At 44.4% G+C, this 19,342-nt stretch carries 14 protein-coding genes and 1 riboswitch; of the genes, 5 read left to right on the top strand and 9 right to left on the bottom strand.

Translation table 11 applies throughout. The features are described 5' to 3' along the window. Positions 1 to 370: 370 nt before the first annotated feature. A riboswitch (SAM riboswitch) is annotated at positions 371 to 528 on the bottom strand. A gap of 58 nt (positions 529 to 586) precedes the next feature. Together QP775_RS23920 and QP775_RS23915 are read right to left on the bottom strand one after the other, a co-directional pair. Continuing rightward, positions 587 to 1,303, bottom strand: a complete 717-nt coding sequence (locus QP775_RS23920) for a Cthe_2314 family HEPN domain-containing protein (protein WP_239333281.1) — start codon at positions 1,301 to 1,303, stop codon at positions 587 to 589. 126 nt (positions 1,304 to 1,429) lie between these two features. Continuing rightward, positions 1,430 to 3,217 carry a UbiD family decarboxylase gene (locus QP775_RS23915; RefSeq protein ID WP_285109199.1) on the bottom strand — a complete coding sequence of 596 codons (1,788 nt, stop codon included), beginning with the start codon at positions 3,215 to 3,217 and terminating at the stop codon, positions 1,430 to 1,432. A gap of 315 nt (positions 3,218 to 3,532) precedes the next feature. Here QP775_RS23915 and QP775_RS23910 point away from each other — a divergent pair, with 315 nt between their 5' ends. Continuing rightward, positions 3,533 to 3,703: a hypothetical protein gene (locus QP775_RS23910; protein ID WP_285109198.1), complete on the top strand. Its 171-nt coding sequence runs from the start codon at positions 3,533 to 3,535 to the stop codon at positions 3,701 to 3,703. Positions 3,704 to 3,898: 195 nt separating this feature from the next. Here QP775_RS23910 and QP775_RS23905 read toward each other — a convergent pair whose 3' ends face one another. Both QP775_RS23905 and QP775_RS23900 read right to left on the bottom strand, forming a co-directional pair. Continuing rightward, positions 3,899 to 4,831, bottom strand: a complete 933-nt coding sequence (locus QP775_RS23905; protein ID WP_483312044.1) for a COX15/CtaA family protein — start codon at positions 4,829 to 4,831, stop codon at positions 3,899 to 3,901. A 251-nt stretch (positions 4,832 to 5,082) separates the two neighbouring features. Beyond that, complete coding sequence (locus QP775_RS23900) at positions 5,083 to 5,418, bottom strand: thioredoxin family protein (RefSeq protein WP_285109197.1); 336 nt, start codon at positions 5,416 to 5,418, stop codon at positions 5,083 to 5,085. A 147-nt stretch (positions 5,419 to 5,565) separates the two neighbouring features. Here QP775_RS23900 and QP775_RS23895 point away from each other — a divergent pair, with 147 nt between their 5' ends. Together QP775_RS23895 and QP775_RS23890 are read left to right on the top strand one after the other, a co-directional pair. Beyond that, positions 5,566 to 6,822: a DUF2515 family protein gene (locus QP775_RS23895; protein WP_285109196.1), complete on the top strand. Its 1,257-nt coding sequence runs from the start codon at positions 5,566 to 5,568 to the stop codon at positions 6,820 to 6,822. Positions 6,823 to 6,975: 153 nt separating this feature from the next. Next, positions 6,976 to 7,494: a GNAT family N-acetyltransferase gene (locus QP775_RS23890; protein WP_285109195.1), complete on the top strand. Its 519-nt coding sequence runs from the start codon at positions 6,976 to 6,978 to the stop codon at positions 7,492 to 7,494. Positions 7,495 to 7,651: 157 nt separating this feature from the next. Here QP775_RS23890 and QP775_RS23885 read toward each other — a convergent pair whose 3' ends face one another. From QP775_RS23885 to QP775_RS23870, 4 genes are all read right to left on the bottom strand, one after another. Next, positions 7,652 to 8,107 (bottom strand): YmaF family protein, encoded by a 456-nt coding sequence (locus QP775_RS23885; RefSeq protein ID WP_285109194.1) that lies wholly within the window; start codon positions 8,105 to 8,107, stop codon positions 7,652 to 7,654. Positions 8,108 to 8,465: 358 nt separating this feature from the next. Then, positions 8,466 to 11,051: a DUF4179 domain-containing protein gene (locus QP775_RS23880; protein ID WP_285109193.1), complete on the bottom strand. Its 2,586-nt coding sequence runs from the start codon at positions 11,049 to 11,051 to the stop codon at positions 8,466 to 8,468. Then, complete coding sequence (locus tag QP775_RS23875) at positions 11,048 to 11,578, bottom strand: RNA polymerase sigma factor (RefSeq protein ID WP_285109192.1); 531 nt, start codon at positions 11,576 to 11,578, stop codon at positions 11,048 to 11,050. The genes QP775_RS23880 and QP775_RS23875 overlap by 4 nt, the downstream gene beginning before the upstream one ends. A gap of 66 nt (positions 11,579 to 11,644) precedes the next feature. Continuing rightward, complete coding sequence (locus QP775_RS23870; protein ID WP_285109191.1) at positions 11,645 to 12,658, bottom strand: hypothetical protein; 1,014 nt, start codon at positions 12,656 to 12,658, stop codon at positions 11,645 to 11,647. A gap of 261 nt (positions 12,659 to 12,919) precedes the next feature. Between QP775_RS23870 and QP775_RS23865 the strand changes: the two genes are divergently transcribed. Both QP775_RS23865 and QP775_RS23860 read left to right on the top strand, forming a co-directional pair. After that, on the top strand, positions 12,920 to 14,992 hold the full coding sequence (locus QP775_RS23865; protein WP_285109190.1) for a serine hydrolase domain-containing protein: 2,073 nt from the start codon (positions 12,920 to 12,922) through the stop codon (positions 14,990 to 14,992). 345 nt (positions 14,993 to 15,337) lie between these two features. Continuing rightward, positions 15,338 to 16,939 carry a discoidin domain-containing protein gene (locus tag QP775_RS23860; RefSeq protein WP_285109189.1) on the top strand — a complete coding sequence of 534 codons (1,602 nt, stop codon included), beginning with the start codon at positions 15,338 to 15,340 and terminating at the stop codon, positions 16,937 to 16,939. Positions 16,940 to 17,167: 228 nt separating this feature from the next. On the opposite strand, the gene QP775_RS23855 is transcribed toward QP775_RS23860, so the two are convergent. After that, the gene (locus QP775_RS23855) at positions 17,168 to 19,300 is read right to left on the bottom strand and encodes a serine hydrolase domain-containing protein (RefSeq protein WP_285109188.1); all 2,133 of its coding nucleotides are present in this window, start codon (positions 19,298 to 19,300) and stop codon (positions 17,168 to 17,170) included. Positions 19,301 to 19,342 lie beyond the last annotated feature (42 nt).

Below are 19,342 nucleotides of genomic sequence, written 5' to 3'. Positions count from 1 at the left end.
GTGACACCATCCTTCCGACTTACTTTAGGATGCACTTCTTTCCCATTTTAACATCGGGTTAAATCGGGAAGACCACATCATTCCATAAATCTTACCTTGTAATATACAACTTAAACCTGCAACTTTCTAACTTGCATCCCATTGTTCAGGATTGCCGCTACATCTGTGTCACTCTCAGCACCATCGCTTTCGATTGCCGAAATCGATGCAGCCTACCTTATATCTCATGGCAAGCCGCATTTAACAGTTTGTGGACACCCCATGCAAGCAGATCTTGTATAAATAACAAGAGCCCCCTCTTGGCAGATGCCAAAAGGGGGCTCTCGAAAATCATATCGCCGGATGGCGCGGATGAGTCGAAGTCTCCCTTTCCTCATCTGCCAAAGCAATCACGCTTTGAAGGAATTAGCACCTTGATCATTATGCAAGCATGCTTGTCGCGATATTCGCTGACATAAGCACTACCGGGCTTGCATAATCGGTTGCCGGGCTTCATCGGGCCTGTCCCTCCGCCTCTCTTGATAAGAAAATGGTTATGAAGTTAATTCAGAGTATATAGCAGGGAATTAACCTTGTCAACATCCATTTATTTGCTTTCGTTACCATTTTTCATACTGAGTAAATGTGTAAATATAGCGATTAAGACCTGACAAACCGCCTCATATCCATCTTTTAGGTCATGGACGTTTGCCTGGATGTTCTCGAGTTTTACTTTATCGTTAAGGCTGCGATGTCGCTGCCACAAGTCATCCTGCATTTCAGCGTTCATATGATGAATTTCTGTATTGCGGCGCTTGCGTAAGCGCTGCAAGGAGTCTTTATGGACGTCCTTCAAATGCATAAGCTCCCTAGTCAATGCAGGTGTCGTATTTAAATAATTCATTTGCCTCAAGACGGTAAAAAACGAAAATCGGTTCTTCACCTTCCCTGTATCAAGCTGCAAAGCCTCATTTAACAAGGTTCCCACCTTATCAAGCACCGAGAACAACCGAATAAAACCATTCTTGTAGAAATAGACATGACGATAGTAATTATCCAGTTCTTCTTCATTCATTTCCTCTTGATATTGCTTCGTAACCTGACTGGCAAACCGATCAGATGCATACATGCTCTGCTCTAACTCATCAAGAGACGTTTTCAATCCTACCGTCCACACTTCGATCTTGCGCCAATCATGGTGAGGGTCCCCATCTCGTTCCATTACTGCGCGCACCTTTGCCAGATAATGATCCATTGCAGCCATTGCTTCTAATAATTCGCCTGTATCTACACGCGGTGCTTCGCCGAACAGCATTCGGAGCATAACACGCCCTCCATCCACCAATGAAATGACTTTAACCATCTCCCATGTGTTGTTAAGGTAACTCGAAAAGTGGCATCTTAACCAGAAAAGGTTAAGATGCCTGTCCTTCAATGAGCCAACTGGCTCCTATTTGCCTGTGACTCCGCTCGGGAAGTATTGTTTCCAGCGATCATCAACCAGCTTGACAATGTCTTCACGAGGAATTAACTCATCCGGGTATCCAGGCTTCATACGTGCATCTATCACAATTGGCAGCTTGTAGCTTAAATGGTGCTGACGTACTTCCGCCGCCGCATAAATGTCTGAGGCCGGATTAAAGCGCGTGAATACTGCCCACAGAAACGATAATTGACTGCTTGCAATCTGATGGGCGTCGTCCACCAAGAAGATAAGCGGCCATTCCGTGCCCTTCTCTGCCAAACGATGCATAAGCCGCTCCGCAAGCTGCGGTTCTTCTTCGTAAGTTGCACCGGTCATCGTCAAGCAACCGCCGCAGTATGCAGCGATGTCGCGAATCTCTGCTACTTCACCTTCCGTATATTCGCGTGGCAGTTTACGTACAGGATCGCCTACGCCAAGCATAATGCCCTTACTGCCATGATTCAGCTTATGCCCGGTATAGTCTAGCGTATCATGTGCCGTGTTGTTGATAATGTACAGATCCGTCTCCGGCTTAAATCGTTCCAATACAGATTCCAGCAGCAGCGGGAAATTCTCAAGATCAACCATCTGATCCGTCAGGAACAGAAACTTCGTTAAGCTGAGCTGTCCCTCACCAAGTATACGGAATCCAGACATGAGCGCTTCGCGGGAATAACTTTCCCGCACGACTGCCGCGGCCATCGAGTGGACACCAGTCTCTGCATACGGATGCACTTTACGCACACTTGGCATGACCATCGGGAACGCAGGAGACAATAAGCGAACTAGATACTCGCCCAAGAAATAGTCTTCTTGGCGCGGCTTTCCTACAATGGTAGCCGGATAAATCGCATCTTTGCGGTGATACATTTGCTTCACGTTTAGCACAGGGAAATCATGCACCCAGGAATAATAACCATAGTGATCACCGAAAGGCCCTTCAGGGCGGCGAATATGGGGCGGTACAAAGCCTTGAATGACAAAGTCCGCCTCCGCCGGGATACGATGACCCGCAAAGCCGCTGTCTACTACCGGCAAACGTTCTCCTAACACAAATGAAGCCATCAGGAGTTCAGGCAGCTTCTCAGGCAGAGGTGCGATCGCCGAAGCGATTAGGGCAGGTGGGCCACCTACGATAACGGACACCGGAAAATCCTGATTCCGCTTCTCTGCTTCACCATAATGGAAGCCGCCACCCTTCTGAATCTGCCAATGGACGCCAGTGGTTTGGTCGTCATAAATCTGAATGCGGTACATGCCAAGATTATGATCACTCGCGCCGAAGTCAGGATGTTCCGTATATACGAGGGGCAGCGTAATAAAAGGTCCCCCGTCTAGTTGCCAACTGGTCAATGCAGGTAAGCCTTGCAGCGGCTTTTCTGTCTTGCGCACTTGAGTGATTGGGGCTTGATGAGCCGGTACATTTTTGAAGCCAACCTTCAATGCATCCCAAAATAAAGATTTCTGATCCCACAGTTTCTTAGGCGTGGGAGGCATTAATTTATGTATAGCTTCGATGCCCTGTTTCGCAAATTGTTCAGGACGCGGTCCGAAAGCCATATCCGTACGACGCATCGTGCCAAACAAGTTGGTGACAACAGGAAAAGGACTCCCCTTTACATTGGTGAAGAGCAGTGCTGGTCCCCCTTCTTCAATGACACGGCGGTGTATTTCCGCAATTTCCAGATATGGATCTACCTCCGCTTCAATTACCGCCAAGTCCTGTTCCTGCTTCAACTTGTCCACAAATTGTCGTATGTTAGCAAATGACATGTTAGCCCTCCTTGGACCGCGAATTACGCCGAATCGCATGGCATGTTCTATTCGGTCCTCTATATTCGTTACTAAACATTTTTTTTGAAATAAGTTCAGTTGGTGCTTGGATTCCACATAATCATAAGTATAATCTTTTTTTAATCTAATCCCAAGTTTAGAATTAGGAACATCTATCCGTATCTTCTCTTTCGTCACATGACGACATTGTAAGACAGGCGTAAGTCCCATGCATGGCTCGTCATGTTATCGTTCGGTACAATAAAGACATCAAGCAGCAACTTACCGACAAACATAACCGAGGAGGAACTTACAATGATGAACACAACACGCAGCATGAACAAACGGAAGGCAGCAGCTTCCAGCCAACAGCAGCACTCACAATGGAATCTACGCTGGCTAGCAGCAGCTAAAGCCGCAGCAGCAGTCGTCTTCTTGGGTGCTAACGCAGACGATGAAGTCCATTTCACACCTAAGGGCGCATAAGGAGTACAAATCGATGTTTAGAGTTGTAATTCATAGCAGCCTTATATTTGTAACCAGACAAAAGCAGACCGAGTGACGTACACAAATCGTGGTACGCGCTGTGGTCTGCTTTTGTGTATGTGTATCTGTATGTATTGAAGTTCCAATCGCTCCAGCATGCCGACAACTCGAACTTCTACCCTCAGTAAACGCTGCCTATCCTTCTGTAGACATGCTCTCCGATGAAGATTCCGCTTGTGGAAGCTCCCTTAGCTGCCACACTCGTATACTCATATAACAAAGAACGCTGAACAAGCCGCAGATAAGGACCGTATGAAGCAGGCTCGTAAATAATAGCGTATTCATATCCGTAATTGTGAATACAACTAGCGCACCGCTAACGATCTGCCCAGCGCATAATATCATTGACCAAATGCCCAACTGTTGTATCTCCCGATTATCCTTATGGTGATGATACGCAAAATGTGCCATGATCGCGACTACAACAAACAACAACGCAGCTGCAATTCGATGCATAAAAGCAATGAGCGTGCCGCCGGTCAGCTCTGGTATAAGCTCGCCATTGCACAGCGGCCAGCCCATGCAGCCGCCTGATGAATCTGTATGTCGGACAAATGCACCTACATAAATAACAATATAGGTATATAGCAGCGTGAACCATACGCCGTACCGGAATACTTCCTGAACCGGACGAGCAGCTTGATTTCTGTGCGTCACTTGCCCCTGTGCATACTTCCTCATCGCCATGCACATTAGAAACGAAGAGGCAAATGCCAGAAGCGAGAAACCAAAATGCAGCGCCATTACTGGAGGATTTTGTGTAAACACAACCGCAAGCGCTCCCATAATGGCTTGTACGATGGTGAACAACAGCGTTGACGAAGAATACAACACGGCATCACGCTTGTCCTTTGCCTGTCTCAGTGTAAGAATAAACGTCAACAACACCAGTAGACCTACAATTCCAGTTATAAAACGGTGGGAATATTCAATCATCGATTCTATCGTGTAAGCGGGCACAAATTTGCCGTTGCACAGCGGCCAATCGGTCCCGCAGCCCATTCCTGAGCCCGTCTTCGTCACTAAAGCCCCGTTCAGTACGACGATAAACATGCCAATACATGTCATGTAGGCGAGTCTCTTGAGAGGGATGAACTGGTTAGCCTTCACTCGTTTCACCTGACCCGTTATTCAGTTTGGAACCGCTATAAATAGAAATCTGTTCCAATTGCTATCATTATACCGAAAAATGGACAATCGTGTAGGGGAAAATTGTGACAAATATAATACCATAACTTTCACAATTTTGGATTGACAAAAAACAAACTCTTAACGCCGTGACACAGCATTAAGAGTTTGCCTTCAATTCCGATTGTGCATTATACGGCTTCAGATACAGCTACAGCACGTTCTACGAATTGTTCAATCTCCGGTTGTGTCTTGCGAAGCTTGTTTACAAAACGAATCGTTTCTTTACCACCCTTAAAAGCCACAAAGCTTGGAATTCCCATGATGTTATACTTCTGGGCAATCTCTTCAAATGCCTCAGCATCTACTTCAACGAATGTAACTTGGTTATACTTTTGTTCTACTTCTGGCATAAATGGATCGATAAAGTGACAATCCGAACACCAGCTGGTCTTAAATACGGCAATCGTCGGATGTTGCTCTGCAATTAGCGCTGAAAAGCGCTCAACCGATTGTAACTTTTCCATGGATAATCACCTCCTTACTATGTTCAATCTAACATAAATCAAATGATGAATCGTTGTCAAACCATCTATGGAAGTTATCCCCATTTAATGGGCATAATAATAAAAATTTAATATTTTAAGGGAAGCGGATTAGAAAGGAGCTGTTCCATGGGCACCTCAAAACCTAAGCAATGGAAGTCGCTCATTAGATTAATGCGGCAGCTGACAGCTACAGCGTACGAGGCGTTAAGACGTCGAGTTGGAGAATTAAACTCCATTTGGATTCATACAAGCCCAAACATACTGGAATGGAATCGGACGCAGGCTCAACGTGTAGAAGAAAGAGTCCGATGGCTTGTGACCGAGCTGGACAAACAACGAGCAGGAGAACTGCGTATGTGTAGGATGAAGTCGACAGCATTCAGTCGCGAAGAGCGTGAAATCATCCACTATATTAACAGAAGTGTACGCAACGCAAATCGGAACAATATCACTCGTACAACTGCTTATGCTCGCATATACCAATCATATCCAGAATTGCATTGGGCATTGTTGGCGCATATGGTATCACGTAATGGCGGCTGGAATATGACGGACTTGCAAGGGGAATGGCTCCCTTCCATTATGGATGGCGAATATCGGCATTGGAGCTATCGGGTACTGGAACGCTGCAATGCGCTCATATTCAGGGATGCCTATCCGCAGCTGTTGCTGTATACGATGAGTCGACGGCAAGGAAAAAGCTTGTTTCACTTGCTGCCGGAGTTTGGTGTCTCTTCCTTTATGACACCGTTCTGGGAATCGTTTTGGATTCAACCGAATAGCCCGCTTTTAACTATTGCCTTGATCATTAATGAGCAGCATTTTATAGAAGGTCGTGTTGTTCAGCACCCCGATTATCAGAAAAACGCCATCCAGCGGATTGAATCCCACGCACATGGATGGTTGCAAATGAACCAAGTCATATTCCCAATCGGTGTTCCGAGCATAGAAGCTCCCTTGTCAGTGGTTGGATTGACATTAGAGCGTTTTGATAGTCTTCATGAACGAATTGCTTTTGGCAAGCAATTGTACAGCTTGTTATTTGACATGCCGGATGTTTACGAAGGCGCAACTCGCTTCATGCGCGCTGTTCCCCATACTGGATCACGGGCTGACTACTGGCCACACCGATTTACAACTCAAAAGTCCGTCAAGGAGCACCCGCAGTCTGATGCATGTCTTGCCTACAGTCCAAAACTGGAAGCAGTATGGCAGGATAATCGTTATGCCCCCATTGAGCCGGGAGACTGGCTCCATAACGATGGTGTGCTGCATGAGCTGTATATGGCAGCGGCACCGCAAAAAGCAGACATGACGGCTGTTCATGAGCAGATGTGGCTAGAATTAGAAACACTTGCCGTAATTACAGGTCCGTCACCTTGACACTTCAGGCCAGCAAATATTAATAAAATATTGTTCTTCAAGCATATCAATAAGATAATTGAAAATAAGGGTTGAACCATACGCTAAGGTGTGGCACGATCAAGGTATAATTAGGAAACCGACAACGGAGTTTGCCGAAGGAGGGTTACCTGAATGCCTGCAACACATCTGTATTTGCACACTGCTCGGTTAATTCTGGTACCATGCGTGAGATCGCAAGTTCAGGATGGCGAGATTGAACTTCCTGCTCCTTGGAACGCAACCGTGTCTCTTCTGAAATATCCGTTCGGCTCTCACTTTGCTCATTATATGGCTGCGCTTGATGCCGATCCTGACCTGCTGGGCTGGGGGATATGGTTTGTCATAGCGAAGGATAAGATGAACGTCGTCGGTGACATTGGTTTCAAGGGAGTGCCGAATGAGAAGCGGGCTGTGGAGATCGGCTATGGGCTTCTGCCGAATTATCAAGGCCGTGGTTACGCTACTGAAGCTGTACGTGAACTGGTGAGCTTTGCCTGGGACAGCCTCAAGGTTGGGGTGATTGAAGCAGATTGCTTCGATACAAATAGTGCTTCGATTCGTGTGCTGGAGAAGTTGGGTTTTGTCCGCTGCGAGCACGAACATGGGATGATTGGCTGGAAGCTTGGTCCTGACAAGCAGGGTAATCGATAGTCCTCAAGCATAGAACCAAGCGGAGGCTTAGATGCTTACATTTATAAGCATTTAAGCCTCCGCTTGGTTCGTTATATGTCGAACATCGCCGCAGAGATGACTGCATTCCAACGTTGGTCATCTCTCCGGCTTAAATTAAATTTTTAACACAATCCCATCACTTACGGTTGCAGCAACACTTATGTTTTTTAATCTTTTGCACAATAATTTTATGAACATGTCGTGAAGATCCACTTACTCGAATAGGTATGCTGGTTCGTCCTGAGATGACGTGGGTGTGTCCATCCGCAATCCGTGTCACTTGCCGGAATCGATGAAAATGACGCGGTCCCTGACCGTTGATTGCTCGCCCCGTTATCCCTGCGTAGGAATGGCGATGGCCGTCGGCAATACGGGTAATGCCGTTAAAGGTATGGCGGTGAGTGCCCCTACCTGGAATAAAGCGATCTGTGAAATTTAGAAAGTTATGACGATGTCCTAGCGTAATAGAAGTACGACCACTCATCCGATGTTGGAAACGGTCCTGACGAATACCGATTTTCTTACTTTGCCTCGATTTTAACTTTTCTAACTTAGCCGGTAATTGGCCCGCTTTTCTATTCTGAGCTTTCACATGCACTCATCCTCTCATCTGATCTATAACCGTAACAGATTATGCGTAACCGGATGTTCATGCAACGGGACATTCGACCATATGCCGCCCATCATTTTTGCTTGCTAATACGATGATTAACGAGGAATTTACTGTCCGTATTTGCTTAGGCATTTTATATTTGACAATATGCTGACTGCAGTGTAATTGCAAGTCTTCACCCATCAGGCAGCAGCCATAAGGGATAATCTGTATCCTGCCTTTCATCATTCTGTTTATTATCTTACAAATGTGCATCAAAAAAACCAACCAGACATGAACTGCCCAGTTGGTTTCTCGTCAAAAGCATATCAGATTAGCTCTGTGTTATCTGTCTGTGTTAATTATGGGTATCGTTAAATGGCTTCAGGAAATAGTCGCTGAACTTTTGATGTCTGTTCATGTAGCCTTCTATCGTAGGATGGCCTGGTTTCGTGAACGTATAGTAGCTGCTTCCTTCATCCCGACATACTTGATACCCAGCCAGACGAATGCCGAATACCTTCATCACATCTGAAGAAGCTGCTTCTATGACTTGATCGTCCGTAAACTGGCGGAACATCTTCTCCGTATCGTCGGTCTGCGTCTCATACAGGTCACTCAGTGAAATGTCTAATATTTGCCCTGTATGGTAGTCCACACTGACATCAACATTTCGCTCCTTATTCTCTAACCTGTAGACATCTCTCATTCCATTATCATACATATCCATTGAACGACGGACAACCTCAAACTTCACGTATTTGCCGAGCATATGGTGTACCGCCCGCTCAGCAGCCTGCACGGCTTTCTGGTTCACTTTATCCTCAGGCACTTCATAATAAAGGCTGGTAATTTGATCACCTTTCATTTGAACAATACGCATTCCTTTGCTTTCCAGCAATGTGACGACATCCTGTGAGCCCTTCGTCATTTTCCTCGTTATCTTTTGTGCTTGCAGCGCCAGTTCTTGCTCACTAAGACCCGTTTCCGCTTCAATAATCCGCTTGCTCGCCGGGTCCAAATCTGGATAGCTCGTTTCCACATGGACGTCAGCCGTTCCCTGCTTCTCGTCCAGCTTCACATAACTTTTATTGTCTTTGCTGTAGACCGTAATATCGTGATAGGATGTGCCTTTATACTCCTCAACGCCATTCAGCTCTACTTTCCGACCTGCAACCTTGCGTATTAACCGTGACGCCTTATCAGCAATATCATCTTCTAGATCGGATACCGTCTTCATATAGGCGGGCTGCAGCACCGTCCCTACGCGGTCATCTGCTGAGCCAACTCCTGGAACGGTAAACTTAAGCTTCTGATTAACGACGACAGGCTCATGATAACGACGTGCGGTTATCCGATATTCCTGCTGCTCAGGAGCCATAATCATCATGTCGTATACAGGCATCTTCTTGCCTGAAAGCTCCCAAACATCAAAATTTTTCGAATAGTAGCCGAACTCAGGACTCCAGCTAATGGCGCCTGCTCTGCTCAGAGAAGTGTACTTCTCATCCAGCTGTTTACCCGTCATTGGGATCGCTTCCGTCTCAGGTGTGAAAATCTCCAGTCCTCGCTGTTTCCATTTCTCCTCCCCATCAAGCTCCTGCAGCTTTAAGTAATAGGGCTCATACGTAAGAAACGTGCATTCTAATGGATTGTAGCCGTTCTCATCTGGTTCCACACGCAATCGCAAATAACCATTCGAATAAGATACACCTGCTATTACAACTTCCTTACCTCGATAGTGAATTTTTTTCGGATACTGATCATCCATACGGATTGTAAATTGGTCAGCGATCTTATACTGTGACATCCATATTTTCTTCACATGCAGCGTCATCGTCTTTGGTTTACCGTCAAAATAAATAGATGGAATAAAATCCCACGTACTACGAGTAACACCGTTCAGCATGCTACTATTAATTCCTGCGGATAAAATAGGGTACACTTTTCCTGTCTCGTCAGTAAGCTGGATATTGTCTTGAATATCCTCCCAGTTGTTCGGTGAATTTAATTCAAATCTACCACCACCATCGATGCGGGTACCTACATCCAACAGCATCCTTGTCGGATAGATTCTGATATTGTCCAAGTATACTTGTTGAAACGCTTTATCCGCTATATTCCAGTCCTGATCCAACTTGACGATTCTTGCAGGTTTAAAATTCTCCGCTCCCAAAGGAACTTGAATTACCTTGCTTTCCTTGTGCGTAATCTTAAATTCCTTATTACGCTTTATTTTCTCCAGCTTTATCGTAATAAAGCGTGGCTGCTTACTGGAGCGTAACTCCTCCACATAGGCGGGATCCAGGTGATAGGCGATCTTCGTAACATAGATATCTTCCATCTGTCTCTGATACCGCTTCTGACTCTCTTCTCGGCTCTCCACAGGATATCCGATACTAGAATCCGAGCTGCTGGCCACACTGTGCTCGGACAATTCTGGTGCCGTGGCGGAATACTCCACTTCAGCATTTACAATTCGATTGTTGCGGAATGCATCTTCAATGTCTTTCCCCTTCATCGTCACTGTCAAATGAATATAGTCATCTTCCAGATATAAATGATCGATACTTACCTCGCGTTCACCCCATGTGGTAACATACGGTGTTACTGGATAATATCCGTGCAGTTTTGCATGGTTAACCCCCATATACTCGCCCGCGCTTTGCAGCCATCTAACGGCAGCCTCTACCCCCGGAATTTGCTTGGCATATACGGCGAAGGACGGTACCAGCATAACGGAACCTGAAAATAGCAATACGCCTGCCGCTGCCGTTCCCAGCGATCGTTTGGTCCAAGTTACACGCCGCCGTTTACGAACGACCGTATCCATCCGCTGCTTCACTCGTTGCGTCAGAAGTTCAGGCACAGGGATCTCTGGGAGACTCTTGAAAAATCGTTCCAGTTCCAGTTCCAACTCCAGTTCAAGTTCTTCATCTCTCATCGTAAGTACGCCTCCTTTTCCTCCGGGCACATCGCAAGCTTAATTTGCTTAACAGCCTTGTAAATTTTAGTTCTTACTGTCCCAGGCGGCAGTTCGGTCATCTCCGCGATCTCATCTAACGTGTATCCTTGTACGTACTTTAATTGGATTAAAGTACGTGTCATCGGCGGCAGTTGGTCCATTAGGGCGTGCAAATCCATGAGATCATCGCTCGGCGGAACCTCCGCAAAGCCTAGACTGTCGTCGTCATCGGTATATATAATAGGCTGCCTTTTGCGCAGCTGCATCTTGCATTGGTTAATGACGATCTGTGTAAACCAGGTCGCAAACTTCTCCGGCTCACGCAGCTTGCCAATATGGATAAACGCTTTCTCTACCGCATCACACACTGCATCCATACTTGCTGCCTCGTCATGCAAGTAACTGTATGCAATACGATAGGAGCGATCCTGAACCTGCTCCACCGCAATCGCAAAGCAGTCGTGGTCCCCCTTCATGGCACGGGTGATCAGCGTCTTCTGTTCCATCTGTGTCTCCCCCTTTAGTCACTCGTATGATGCTTGGAAGACGCAAATAGTTTTAGGACTTTAGATTTATTTTTGAATTCCATCCTCCGTTATAATATCCATAGAAACTATCTTTTTATCTATATTTACCATTGACCATAAGGTAGGTGCTCCTCTTTTGGTATAAACGAACAATCCAGGGATATTGGTATCTCGCTTAGCCGTGTAACCTTTCAAATCCATTCCGAACCCTTTCTGCGCAAATGCCTCCACATACTGGATTGCTTCTTTTTCCTTTAATGCAGACTTAAATTTCTGATTTGCCTCCGCGTCACCTGAGCTTCGATTGTATGAATTGAAGATAGACCAGACCTTACCTGTTTGGACACCTATTGTAATCGACAACGACCCTTGTAATGTGTAAGGACTATCCAATAACCAGACGTCCTTCTTCACTCCCTTTATGCGTTGTACTTTATCTACTTTAATAGTACGTCCAGTTGTGTCTTTTATCGTACGCTCTGCTTGTTGACGAACTTTAGGATTTACTGATGACAACGCATAAGTGACATTTACCTCTGCCAACTTTTCATCTTGAAATCTTGCCGAAAAGTTCCTGCCTTCCACATAGGTAAATATGACACCATTTAACGAGCTGTCTCCTATGTAAGAGATCGTTCGTGATATACGTTCTATGGTATATTTCTGCTGTGAATTGACAGCTTGTAATCCCTTCAGCAGCTGCTGTTTCATCTCGGGTTTTACTTCTTCTGGTGTCAGATGAATAGAGACGCTAGAGAGCTTACCCGACTTCTGATCTATGACTACTTGCCCTCTGTCTCTGCCAGCCTTCGGATAAATAAAGATCGTGTGATCAAAGATGACCACACTTTCTAATTCAATTTCTTTACCTGCTATTTTACGTATGCTTTTCTTCGCCATCTCTGCCAGCTTCGGGTTCAACTCCGCCATTTTCTTCTCTACCCTTTTCTGCTCTTGTTTCTTAACGGGTGTTTCATTAGCAGCGGCAACCTCACGGGAAGATATCGTGCACATACCAGCCATCACTAATACAGCAAGCATCCACTTGAAATTTTTCATATCCAGTTCCTCCTCATGATAAATAACTTCCCCTTTAAGATGCAGAAGTGGGCGGTAAAGTTTTGGGCACTTGATGTTTGAACTAGAATTGCCGCTGAATTAATAGATTTAATGGGTGCTATCATGTATATTCGGCAATTACTGTCGAATCTTGTAATGTCCAACCTTACATTATTGTAATGGTCAATTTTGGGTTATGAATGAACTGATTAGAAACCTCATTCGTATTAACTTATGTATCTATCAAAAGGAGGTATATAAATGAAAAGAAGACTATCATGGATATTGGCAGTCGTACTTACATTCACCATGCTGCTCCCCGCAGGAGTCATGGCGGAATCTGCTGCTACGACAGTGAACTATCAAAGCATTCAACAGCTAGCTGCTGAAAAAGCAGAGTTGCTAGTGAAAGCAATGGGCACGGTAAGCGTACAGTACGCACTCATCGATAACGGCAATATTGTGGTATCCGGTCAAACAGGTCTCAATGACGAGGGCAAGAAAATACCGCTGACCAATGAAACGATGTACGGCATAGGCTCAACGAGCAAAATGTTCGCCACGGTAGCCGTTATGAAGTTAGTTGAAGAAGGTAAAATAGATCTCGACAAGCCCTTGGTGCAATACATCCCAGAATTCAAAATGAAGGATGAGCGTTACAAAAAAATTACACCACGTATGCTGCTGAATCATTCCTCCGGTCTGCGTGGCTCCACATTTCCCAATGCCTTCTTATTAGGAGACAATGACACTCATGCTCATGATACACTTTTAGAAAATTTGCAAGAACAATCGTTAAAAGCCGATCCTGGCGCATACTCCGTGTACTGCAATGATGGATTTACGTTATCCGAAATTCTTGTTGAAAAAGTCAGCGGCCTAGACTTCACAACTTATTTGCACAAACATGTGACATCCCCTCTTGGAATGAAACATACCAATACACCGATAGATAAGGTGGATGCTGCCAAGTTTGCAGCCTTGTATCATCCCGCTCACAAAGGTCAATTGCCAGTTGAATCAGTTAACGTGCTTGGCACTGGCGGAATTTATTCCACTGCAGAGGACCTCGCCCGCTTCTCTCAATTATTTACCGGACAAGGAAAGGGCATCTTATCTGACCAATCAGCTAAGGCCATGCAGCAGGAAGAGTACAAAAAAGGACTATGGCCCGATGATAAGGACAGCATCATTAACTATGGATTAGGCTGGGACAGCGTGAAGCTCTACCCGTTTAGCAATTATGGCATTAAAGCCGTTAACAAAGGCGGCGACACTATGTTGTACCACGCTTCTCTTGTTGTCCTCCCTGAGCATAACATGGCCGCTGCTGTACTATCTTCAAGTGGTTCCAGCATGATAAATACATTATTGGCCAACGAAATGCTGCTCCAGACGTTAAAGGCAAAAGGTACGATTAAAGAGTTACAGCCTGCCAAATCTTTTGGTAAGCCTATCAAAGCAGCGATACCAGCAGATGTACTAAAACATGCAGGTTATTACGGTTCTACCGGTCAAGTAATGAAAGTGGCGATGAAAGAGAACGGGGAGATGATCCTATCCGCTGTCACTACACCGGAATTGCCTGATCAGAAATTCGTATACACAGCTGACGGAGCTTTTATCACAGAAGATGGTCACACAAAAGTGAGCTTCGTGACGAAGGAAAACGGAAGAACCTATATTTGGTCGCAAATGTACCAAGAACTTCCTAATCTCGGGCAGATTGCCTTATCGCAACTTTCCGCGGAGAAGCTTGCTGCTAATGACATTTCCACAGAAATAGCCGCTGCTTGGAAAGTACGCGAAGGGAAGAAATATTACCATTTGAGTGAGAAATACACTTCGATCGTTTATCTCCTTGCCGACGGGGTGAAGATAAATAAAGTTGCCGGACTTCCAGGGTATGTGGATGATAAGATGATTACAAGTGCTGTTTCGGCCAGTAATCCATTAAACATTCCAGGATTAGGCAGCCGGGATACGATGGAATACAACTTTATTACCAAGGATGGTATCGAGTATTTGGATTCCGCAGGCATGCTGGCTGTATCTGAAGATGCAATTAAGCCGTTATACTTGGGTAAGCAGTCAACCGTTACGATACAACCTAATGGCTACGCTAGATGGTTTTCCATTCCAGAAGCAGCAACAAGTAAGAAGCTGACCGTCACTTTGCCAGCACACAGCTCCTTTACCGTATTTGACGAGAATGGAAAGTCTGTCAGATACGTTTTAGGACAAAGCAAGACAACAGAGATCGAACTGCCGGCAAAAGGCTCCATTGTATTTGCTGGCGACATTGGCGTTCAGATCAAGCTCACCTTGAAATAAGCACGCAAGTTGAGTTGTTGATCAGATTGGCTAAGCAACAAACTTCTTAACATTTAAAAGACTCGAAGCGTAAGCTATCGAGTCTTTTTTCATCATTTAGAACCCCATACAATTCGTAACGATTTAGCATGTATTTCTAATTACATATAATATAGAGCTTAGCTTCATTTTGTTTGATTCTGTTCATTTTGTTTACAAAATAATCACATTTAAATAGCTGTGATTACTCGGTTATTTATGCTATCCTTTTACATAATTATCAAATTAATTTTAAGAAAGGAGCTTAGAGCTTACTCTCAATTATCGGTATTAACACTACACTTAATGGAAAGACGAGGGGACAACATGAAAAAATTGGGAGCTATACTCCTAGCTGTCGCAATAGGATTAGGTGTCCACACCAATGTATTTATTCCTACAGCTGAGGCAGCCGAAGCCACTACTACCACTATTCCAATAAATTTGGCTGTAGGCGGAACGGTATCAGCAAGTGGAGAGAATGGAACAGATCAAGGGAAGAATAAAGCATTCGACCAGTATATATTTTCAAAGTGGTTAACATTTAATTCCCCAGCATGGCTGCAATATGAATTCCCCTCTGCAAAGAGCGTTAAATCCTACTCCATTACATCCGCAGAAGATGAGCCTGGAAGAGATCCAAAAAGCTGGATCCTAAAAGGATCTAACGACAGGATTACCTGGACGGATTTGGATACACAGCAGAATCAATCCTTTACTTCTCGACACCAAACAAAAACCTACTCATTTGCCAATACGACAGCTTATAAATTTGTAAAGTTCGACTCATTTGTTAATCAATACGAAAATGGCCAACTGCTGCAGTTGTCTGAAATTAAACTGTTCGGTGATGAGCAGCAGACGGTAAGAACGATTAAACCTACGGTTACAGCCAGCGAAGAAAATGCTCCATCCGATACGAAAGCGAACCTCGTTGATGGGACAAGCACGACCAAGTGGCTAGCTTATAACAATAAGGCATGGTTGCAGTTCGACTTCGGCGAGCAAGTAACGATCGATGGTTACGCGCTCACATCTGCCAAATCGAATAACAATAGTGCCGATGGTGATCCAAAGAGCTGGGTGCTGCAGGGATCAAATGACACTGTCAACTGGACAACCTTAGATACGAAAAACAATGAGAACTTCAACCTTAGACATCAACGCAAACATTACCTCTTAAATAACAACACGACATCCTACCGATATTATAAGCTCAACAATATTCAAAATCACAGCGGTTACACTGTGCAATTGAGTGAAGTCGAATTTTCTCGCATCAATGACATGTGGCATACCGAAAACCCAATCATCGAAATTCAGAACCTCTCAGGGAGCACATTGTTTGAAGAAGCTATGCCAAACGCCGAGAAAGATATCACAGCTATCCTTCGTAAAGTAAATGAAATCTTCTACAAAAATCCGTTAGATATGCCGCTTAGAGTAAAGAAGATCTTAGTGAAAATTGAGAACGTTCCTGGAGCAGCCTGGATATCGGGTGATAGTGAACTTAAAACATTAGGCATCAGCTCACAACATCTTGCAAACGTTGCTTCTAATCCCAACAATTCTGTACGCGACGAAATTATAGGCATGCTTTACCATGAATTGGGTCATGCTTATCAATATAGCAACTTTGATGTGGAAGCTGTGGCTGATAGTTTACGTTATGCAGCAGGTTACCATAATCGCTATGGTGTCGGCGCTGGTGGCACTTGGCACAGCAATGGAACAGCAAACTTCATTCGCTGGATTGAGGATACGAAGCACCGTGGTTTCATTCGAGCATTAAATGCAACAAGTATGATTCCATACGGCCTGCAGCCTAATGAAATTCTGGTATGGAAAGAGAATCAAATCCAATCAATCACAGGTATTGGTGTAAATACGCTCTGGTCTCAGTATCAACAATCTCTTACTAACAATTAACAAGATTGAATAGTAATATTCACATTTTATATGCTGTAAATAAAAATGAAACACAAAACGCCAATTGGATTCTCTCATCCAATTGGCGTTTAAAATTTAGAAAATAGCGTTGATGTTTGGGATATCGATCTTCCGCTAAACACCCCTCTGCGGCCGTACAAAAAAAGTGCTGTCTCATAAGGTCAACAATGACCTTATGAGACAGCCTCTTAGATAAGTCCATATTTATTATTTTAATGAAATCTCAAATTTAGAGCCAACTTCTCCTGCAAAAACGATCTTACCATTCTCCGGTAATATGACTTGATCCTTACCGCTAACCACAGTGTTGTTGATGCAAATTCCTGCTTGATCATAGACAGCAAAGGAGCTATTCTTAGGCATCTTAACCGTCATGGTTTTTCCTTTGGCAGCCGCAGACACGGAATACCATTTGGCATAGCCGTCGTCTTTGATCGTTGTTGTTGATTCTTTCCCAGAATAAAGCGATTTGAAATGATCTTCATTAGCGTATACGTAACCCGCTGCCGTAACATACTCTGATCCATCTTTCTTAAAGAAATTGATATCCATCGTATCTCGGCCAGCTGAGCCAGGAACTTGCAGCCCATTCACCGCTTTGTCTGCTCCAATAATTTTATTCGTTAAGAAATACCCTGGAACACCCATATCAATGGTTACAGTTGGTGCAGATTTAGTATAGAGCACCGATGAATATTTCTCATTTACCACATAAAATGTTTTACCTTCACGTTTCTCCCATGCGGCAGCTACGTCTTTTGATAATACATTAGCTTCGAGCTTCTCAGCTTTATACTCTATTAAAGCCGTCTGTGAAAGCCCTGGTAAAGTTATATATAAGCTGGACCACAAGTAGGTACGCCCATTTTTTTCAACAACAAATTTTATTTTTTCTGTGCCTTTATCGTTCACAAAAAAACCGTCTGCCTTATACGTATACTTTTGAGCAGGATTATTCGGAGCTTTCACTGTGGTTACAGACAAATCGCCCGATGGGTTTATTTCTACCTTCGTTAAGGCACCTGACACGCCACCATAAATACCCGCGTGCTGAGATAATTCCTGGGGCATGTCTGCTTTTATAGATAAGTTATGCAGCTTTTCTTGTTTCCGCTCATGAATAACACCCTTTTCTTGAAGTGCACTAAGCAGTACTTCATTTGCTAACATTTGATCTAGTATGCTTTGACCACCTGAAGAGACGACGGCTGCAGCCATGTTGTATTCTGGGAGCACTACTAATGATGAATGGTAGGATACCGTATCTCCTCCTTTCGAAAGTGCCTTGATGCCGTATTCGTTAAATGGGAACAAGCGCACACTATCCCAGCCTAGCCCGTATGCGACGAGGGACGGATCAGCTTCCTGCGGCCACATGCCTCTTTTGTACTCATCTTGTGCCATAGCTTCTACCGACTTACTAGAAAGAATATGATCAACCTGTCCCGTGAATATTTGTGAGAATTTAACGAGATCCTCAGCTGTTGAAGAAATGCCACCCGACGCAATTGTGTTCGTACTCTCTCTTGGAATCTGTCCCTTATAGGCAGGAAAATAGATCCCGGCCTGTTGCGTTGGATCTACGAGGTCCTGCGGTGTTTTCGTATGATTCATTTCCAGAGGACCTGTCAAATACTTGTGTATAAATGCCGTAAATCCCATGCCACTAACTCGCTCTACCAGAATCTCGGCTAACGTAAAACCATCGTTACAATATACCGAGTACGCTCCTGGATCTGCCTTTAAGTTTTGAGTCGCCAGTTGCTCTAACAAAGTATCGTGTGCATAAGTATCATTATCATCATGTAAAAAAATGTTATTTGATGTAGTTCCTTGAAGACCGGAAGAATGATTTAGCAGCATACGTGGTGTTATCTGTTTGTAACGGTCATCTTTCATTCTAAAATCAGGTATATATTTCACAACAGGTTCATCTAAATCTATCTTTCCATCATCTACAAGCTTCATTACAGCCGCCGTGAGCACCATTTTGCTCGTTGAACCTATGCCATAAATCGTATTTGAAGTGAGTGGTTTATTGTCCTTTATGTCATTTTTCCCAGCATATCCTGAAATGACAATCTCTCCATCAGCGATGAGCGCATATTGCAGACTTGTCGTACCGTAAGCTTCTATAAGCACCTTGGCTTTCTCAACAGCTACTTTTTTAGACGCATCAAAAGGAAGTTTAGCGCTGTTATTAGTGGCCGTTGCGGCCATTGCAGACATTGGAGCAAGCATCGTTAACACGAGGGTTAAAGCGACGATTGAAATTCGTTTTCTACCTGTTCTCGTACCTATACTCATATTTGTTATTTCTCTTGGTTTCACCTTTATCATCTCCTGTCATCTTCTGGGCTACTTTAACGGACCGTTAAAGAA

It is taken from the genome of Paenibacillus sp. UMB4589-SE434 (assembly GCF_030226685.1).
In the GTDB taxonomy this organism is placed as follows: Bacteria; Bacillota; Bacilli; order Paenibacillales; family Paenibacillaceae; genus Paenibacillus_B.
Note: the sequence above shows the minus strand (reverse complement) of the source record. Positions and strands in the feature narration are given on the sequence as shown.